General features: G+C 66.2%; 9 protein-coding genes. 6 read left to right on the forward strand and 3 right to left on the reverse strand.

Features of this window, described 5'->3' with window-relative positions:
• Positions 1-372, reverse strand: a 372-nt coding sequence (locus WA904_RS20525) for a methylated-DNA--[protein]-cysteine S-methyltransferase (RefSeq protein WP_425198984.1), incomplete at its 3' end; no start/stop codon positions are given.
• A 283-nt stretch (positions 373-655) separates the two neighbouring features.
• Between WA904_RS20525 and WA904_RS20530 the strand changes: the two genes are divergently transcribed.
• Positions 656-811 carry a hypothetical protein gene (locus WA904_RS20530; protein ID WP_425198985.1) on the forward strand — a complete coding sequence of 52 codons (156 nt, stop codon included), beginning with the start codon at positions 656-658 and terminating at the stop codon, positions 809-811.
• A gap of 15 nt (positions 812-826) precedes the next feature.
• On the opposite strand, the gene WA904_RS20535 is transcribed toward WA904_RS20530, so the two are convergent.
• Together WA904_RS20535 and WA904_RS20540 are read right to left on the reverse strand one after the other, a co-directional pair.
• Entirely contained in the window at positions 827-1,345 is a 519-nt protein-coding gene (locus tag WA904_RS20535; RefSeq protein ID WP_425198986.1) for an N-acetyltransferase family protein, read from the reverse strand.
• Between the two features lie 85 nt (positions 1,346-1,430).
• A complete protein-coding gene (locus WA904_RS20540; RefSeq protein ID WP_425198987.1) occupies positions 1,431-2,192 on the reverse strand; it encodes an SDR family oxidoreductase in 762 nt (253 codons plus the stop codon).
• A gap of 99 nt (positions 2,193-2,291) precedes the next feature.
• Between WA904_RS20540 and WA904_RS20545 the strand changes: the two genes are divergently transcribed.
• From WA904_RS20545 to WA904_RS20565, 5 genes are all read left to right on the forward strand, one after another.
• Positions 2,292-2,585 carry a 2Fe-2S iron-sulfur cluster-binding protein gene (locus WA904_RS20545; RefSeq protein WP_425198988.1) on the forward strand — a complete coding sequence of 98 codons (294 nt, stop codon included), beginning with the start codon at positions 2,292-2,294 and terminating at the stop codon, positions 2,583-2,585.
• A 148-nt stretch (positions 2,586-2,733) separates the two neighbouring features.
• Positions 2,734-3,813: a M14 family zinc carboxypeptidase gene (locus tag WA904_RS20550; protein ID WP_425198989.1), complete on the forward strand. Its 1,080-nt coding sequence runs from the start codon at positions 2,734-2,736 to the stop codon at positions 3,811-3,813.
• Positions 3,810-4,559, forward strand: coding sequence for an alpha/beta fold hydrolase (locus tag WA904_RS20555; RefSeq protein ID WP_425198990.1), 750 nt, complete (start codon positions 3,810-3,812; stop codon positions 4,557-4,559). Before WA904_RS20550 ends, WA904_RS20555 begins: the two co-directional genes overlap by 4 nt.
• Positions 4,560-4,736: 177 nt before the next feature.
• Positions 4,737-5,129, forward strand: coding sequence for a hypothetical protein (locus WA904_RS20560; RefSeq protein WP_425198991.1), 393 nt, complete (start codon positions 4,737-4,739; stop codon positions 5,127-5,129).
• A 26-nt stretch (positions 5,130-5,155) separates the two neighbouring features.
• On the forward strand, positions 5,156-5,541 hold a 386-nt coding region (locus tag WA904_RS20565; protein WP_425198992.1), incomplete at its 3' end, for a c-type cytochrome.

Consider the following 5,541-nt stretch of genomic DNA (forward strand, 5'->3'; position numbering starts at 1 on the left):
GCCCAGGCGCGCGGCCAGCTCGCCGTAGGTCAGGGTCTGGCCCGGCGCAATGCCAAGCGCCAGTGCGTACACGCGCTGGTTAAAAGCCGGCACGCCGCGCATGTCGAGCACCAGCTTGCTGAAGTCATGCGCCTGGCCGTGCAGCATGGCGGTGACGCCGCTGACGGCGGCCAGTGCATCGCCCACCGGCGCGGTTTCCTGCGCGCCGGGAAAACGTTGGCGCATGCGTTCGCGTGTCTGCGGCGTGCCGGCCTCGGGCAGTTGCACTCCACAGATGCCGGCCTCGCTCCAGGCGATGGCGCAGCTGCCGATGGCTGTGTCAAACAGTGCGAAGCAGACGGTGCCGGGGGAAATGTCGGTAGATGCTGTCATGTCAGAGCCATCCTAATACAGCGCCCTGCAGCGTGCCCGGCCCCATTTCGGTGCAGCGGACTGGCGAGGTATTGCTATTAAATAGGTAGCTGCTTGCGCATGACTGGCAAGGGCTGCAGGCCAAAATGACTCATGAACCAGCCCCAGCCCCGTGCAAGCTGCTGCCTGCACTGTCGGCCTGCGCTGACAGCCGGACAGACGCTTTTCCTAAGCACTGGCCGCAGCAGCGGGAGCAGCATGGCGCTCTCACCCCACATCACCACAGGCCAAGCGGAGCATCACCATGACCTCTTTTTCCAGCAGCAACGACGGACGGCGGAACCAGAACAACCCCGAAGAAGCAGCCGGCCTGGAGGAGACCGAGGACCTGCCGCTGTCACCCGAAGAAGACATGCCGGTGATCCCCGACGACGAGCGCGTCGTCGACATGCCGTCCTGAAGCCGAACGGGGCGTTCAGCCTACCTCGCGCTTGAGGCGGATTTCCTCGAGCTTGACGGAGCCGACCATCACAGTCTTGAGCGAGGTCATTTCGCGCTTGAAACCGGCCAGCTCGTGAAAGCGCAGCGCGCGCTCGTTGCGCACCGGCACCCAGACCGTGACCTTGGTGCAGCCTTCTTCCTTGAGGCCGTCGTTGGCGGCGTCCCACAGGGCCAGGCCGACACCCTTGTCCCAGTGGGCCGGGTCCACATAAATCGCCCAGATCTCGCCGCAGGTAGACGGTGTTCCCTTGTCGCGCGAGCGGTCAAAGCCGACAAAACCGACGAGGCGATCGCCATCGGTGGCGACATGCACCTGGGGTTCCATGAACTCGATGGCATCGCGCCAGAACTGCTGGCGCTTGTCGACCGAGAGGGTGCCCAGCTGCTCGTCGGGCACCAGGCCCTTGTAGGCGGCGCGGGAGGAAGCGTCATGGATTTCGGCGATGGCTTTGGCATCGCGCACAGTGGCGGGCCGGACTGAATAACTGGACATGGAAAAGACGCTCTGAAGAATCGTTGTGGTGGGGACCCGAATTGTCGCAGCAAATGCCTTCCGCCCCCACCGGACGCCACCGGGCTCAGACCGCCGTCAGGCCACCGTCCACCGTGTGCGCATGCCCGGTGACAAAGGACGCGGCGTCCGAACTGAGCCACAACACCACAGCCGCCACCTCGTCGACTTCACCCAGGCGCCCGACCGGATGCATCTGCGCCGCGGCGGTGCCGATCTTCGGGTCGGCCGCCACGGCGCGTTCGTACATGGTGGTGCGGATCACACCCGGGCACACTGCGTTGATCCGTATGCCCTTGCGCGCGTATTCGATCGCCGCCGATTTCGTCAGGCCCAGCACCGCATGTTTGCTGGCGCTGTAGGCCGCCATCTTGGGCGCACCCACCAGGCCAGCCACCGAGGCGGTGTTGACAATGGCCCCGCCGCCCTGCTGCTGCATCTGCGCCAGCTGGTACTTCAGGCACAACCACACGCCCTTGACATTGATGCCCATGATGCGGTCGAAGGTGGTTTCGCTGCAGTCGGCCAGGCGCAGGTGCTCTTCCTCGATGCCGGCATTGTTGAAGGCGCAGTCGAGCCGGCCGTAGGCCGCGACTGTATGGGCCACCATGGCCTGCACCTGGCCGGCCTGCGTCACGTCGGTGCGGATGAAGCTCGCCTCGCCGCCTGCGGCCTGCAGCAGGCGCACGGTTTCCTGCCCGGCCTCTGCCGCAATGTCGGCCACCACGACGCGGGCCCCGGCCTGCGCAAACGCCAGTGCCGTCGCGCGCCCTATGCCCCCGCCGCCGCCCGTGACCAACGCGACCTTGCCTTCGAATGATGTTTGCACCTGATGAATCCTTTGCCTGTTTGTCTGACGCCAAAAGGAAAAATCATACGGACTGCCCTGCCAACACCTGTCCCGCCTGGGACGCCTAAACTCCAGCGCATGCCCGCCGCACCCGACGACGATGTTTTCAAGGCCCGCCTCGGCCCCGCGGGCCGGCCCTTTGACGCGCCGGCTTCCGTGCCGCTGTTGCAGTCGGCGCTGGCTGCCGGCATTTCCATGGAGAGTTCCTGCCGCAACGGCACCTGCCGCAGCTGCCTCTGCCGCCTGGCCAGCGGACAGGTGGTTTACCGCATTGAATGGCCGGGCCTGAGCGCCGAGGAAAAGACCGAAGGGTTCATCCTGCCCTGCGTCGCCTACCCCCGGTCCGACCTGGTGATTGCAGCGCCGGACTGACATCGCCTCCCAGGTTTGATGCAAAAACAGCCTCCATCCCAGCAGGGACGGGCACAAGCAGCTATTCTTTTCATAGCAATCATGAAATAATTCCCAACACGCGGCAAGGGCACATCGTTTTGTCAAACAACTGTGCAAGGATGGGGACATGGACTTTCTGCGCCCGCCTGCCGGCGGTTTTGACCTCTCCCTTCTGGCCAGCACCCCGGACGGCAGCGCGACCTTCGCCGAGCATGAAGAGCTCAAGGCCATCCTGCTGGCGGGAAACACGCACTTCGACATCCGGAGCGCGGGCGAAGTCGCCACGCGCGGACCGTCTTTTCCGCTCTACACGGCCAGCATCGGCGCCAGCGATCCGCGGGCACCGGCGGTCGGCTTCTTTGGCGGCATCCATGGGCTGGAGCGCATAGGCACGCAGCTGATCCTGGCGTACATGCGCGCGCTGCTGTTTCGCCTGGCGTGGGACGAGTTGCTGCATCGGCAGTTGCAGAAGGTGCGGCTGGTGTTCATGCCCATCGTCAACCCGGGCGGCATGTGGGCACACAAACGCGCCAACCCACGCGGCGTGGACCTGATGCGCAACGCACCGCAAAGAGCCGAGAGCCGTGTGCCCTTTCTCGCCGGCGGGCAGACCTTCGGCCCGCTGCTGCCCTGGTACTGCGGCCGGCCCGGCGCGCCCATGGAGACCGAAAGCGCGGCCCTGCTGCGGGTGGTGCGCGAGCAGCTTGCCAGCCGCCCCTTCAGCCTGGCACTGGACTGCCATTCGGGCTACGGCTTTGACGACAGCATCTGGTTTCCGTACGCCAAAACGCGCCGGTTGATGGCACACCTGCCGGAGATGTTCGCGCTCAAGACCATGCTCGAGCAATCGCACCCGCACCACGACTACAGCTTCGAACCGCAAAGCAACCAGTACCTGCTGCATGGCGACCTCTGGGACCACGCCTACGACAAGACCCCGGCCGGCCATGTGTTCCTGCCCATGACACTGGAACTCGGCTCCTGGCTGTGGATACGCAAGAACCCGCGCCAGCTGTTTTCGCGGCACGGCATGTTCAATCCAATCAAGGCGCACCGCATCAAACGCGTGCTGCGCCGGCATGCGGACCTGCTGGACTTCCTGACACGGGCCGCCTTCGCCGCACCTGGCTGGCTGCCCGAGGGCGAGCGGCGCGCACAACTCACACAGCTGGCCATGGCGCACTGGCGACCCGGGCGCACGCCATGAGCTGGGTGCTGCTACGGGGTCTGACCCGCGAAGCGCGGCACTGGGGCACGCTGCCCGAACGGCTCGCCCACACCCTGGAAACAGACAAGGTCGTCACCCTGGACCTGCCCGGCAACGGCGTGTTCCACGCCCAGCGGTCGCCCGCCTCCGCGCACCGCATGGTGGACTTTGCGCGCCATCAGTTGCAAAGCCAGGGCGTTCCCCCGCCCTGGCAACTGCTGGCCATGTCGCTGGGTGGCATGGTGGCTGCCGACTGGGCGCAGCGTTACCCCCGGGAGGTCGCGCGCCTGGTCCTCATCAACACCAGCATGCGCCCTTTCAGCACCCTCACCGAACGGCTGCGTCCCGCCAGCTGGCCGCAGCTGGCCACGCTGGCCGCGCGCTGGCAGGACGCGCCCTGGGCCGAACGCGCCATTCACCGGCTGACCTGCCAGGAGACGGCTTTGCGCGAAGCCGATATCGCGGCATGGGTCCATATCCGGCAGACGGCCCCGGTGAGCCTGGCCAATGCCGGGCGCCAGCTGGCAGCGGCTGCCCGGTTTTCCTGCGCACCACAGGCCCCACCCTGCCCTGTGCTGGTCTTGTCGTCCAGCGCCGACCGGCTGGTGGATCCTCGCTGTTCGCAGCGCCTGGCCGCCGCCTGGCAGGCAAGCCACCAGGTTCACCCCTGGGCCGGCCACGACTTGCCCCACGATGACGCCGGCTGGGTCTGCGGGCGCATCGCCCACTGGCTCGCCAGAACCTGAGATCACTCTCTTTTTGATAGCTGCTTACGCTTTCTGCATAAGGGCTTGATCGGTTCTTTATATTGAAAACACAAGGACAGCGCGGGGGCATGCGGGCACCGGGCGGCGCGCCAGGGGAAAGTCGGGGGACAATTCAGGCTTTCCACCCCCAGCCTGCCGCCCATTTCTCCCATGAAGATGCCCCCCGCTCCAGCACAGACAGCTGCCGCACCCGGTGCGGCGTCGGTTCACATCGCGCCTACGCGCGACAAGCGCATCTGGGCACTGGCGCTGGGCTCGGTGGCCGTCTGGTACCTGGACCCCGCCCTCGCGGAAATGGCCGAGCTGGTGGGTGGCATCGCCTGTGCATCCAACAAATCACTGGTCAAGGACGCCATCTCCGACATGCGCCTCAAAGCCGGCACCTTGCGCAAACAGGTCGGCCCCCTGCCGGCCAGCGCCCTGAGCAAGGTGGTCAGGCGCACCGAAGCTGCCAGCGGCGCGGTGCTCGACAAAGGCGCGCGCCTCAAGGAACTGCAAACCAGCTGGGACGACTTCCTGGCCTGCCTGCGCACCAGCGCCAGGCGGTGAAGCCTCCCGCTGACACCAATGCCTGAGTGAAAAAAAACCCTGCCTTTCTCAATGCCGTGCTGGCTGCTGGCCTGTGGCTGTCTGCTGCAGCAGCAAACTCGGCCCCCTTTGAAGACACCATCGCCCAGCGCACCCTGGCCTGTACCGCCTGTCACGGCGCCCAGGGCCGTGCCGGCCCCGACGGCTACTACCCGCGCCTGGCCGGCAAACCCGCCGGCTACCTGTACAACCAGTTGCTCAACTTCCGCGAAGGCCGGCGCCACTATGCGCTGATGACGCAGTTGGTCGACCCGCTGTCCGACGCCTACCTGATGGAAATCGCGACCTATTTTTCGGCGCTGGACCTGCCCTACCCGTCGCCGGCGGCGCCGGCCGCCACACCCGAAGGGCTGCGGCGCGGGCAGACGCTGGT

The sequence above is a fragment of the Polaromonas sp. genome (assembly GCF_049790275.1).
Lineage (GTDB): Bacteria > Pseudomonadota > Gammaproteobacteria > Burkholderiales > Burkholderiaceae_C > Polaromonas.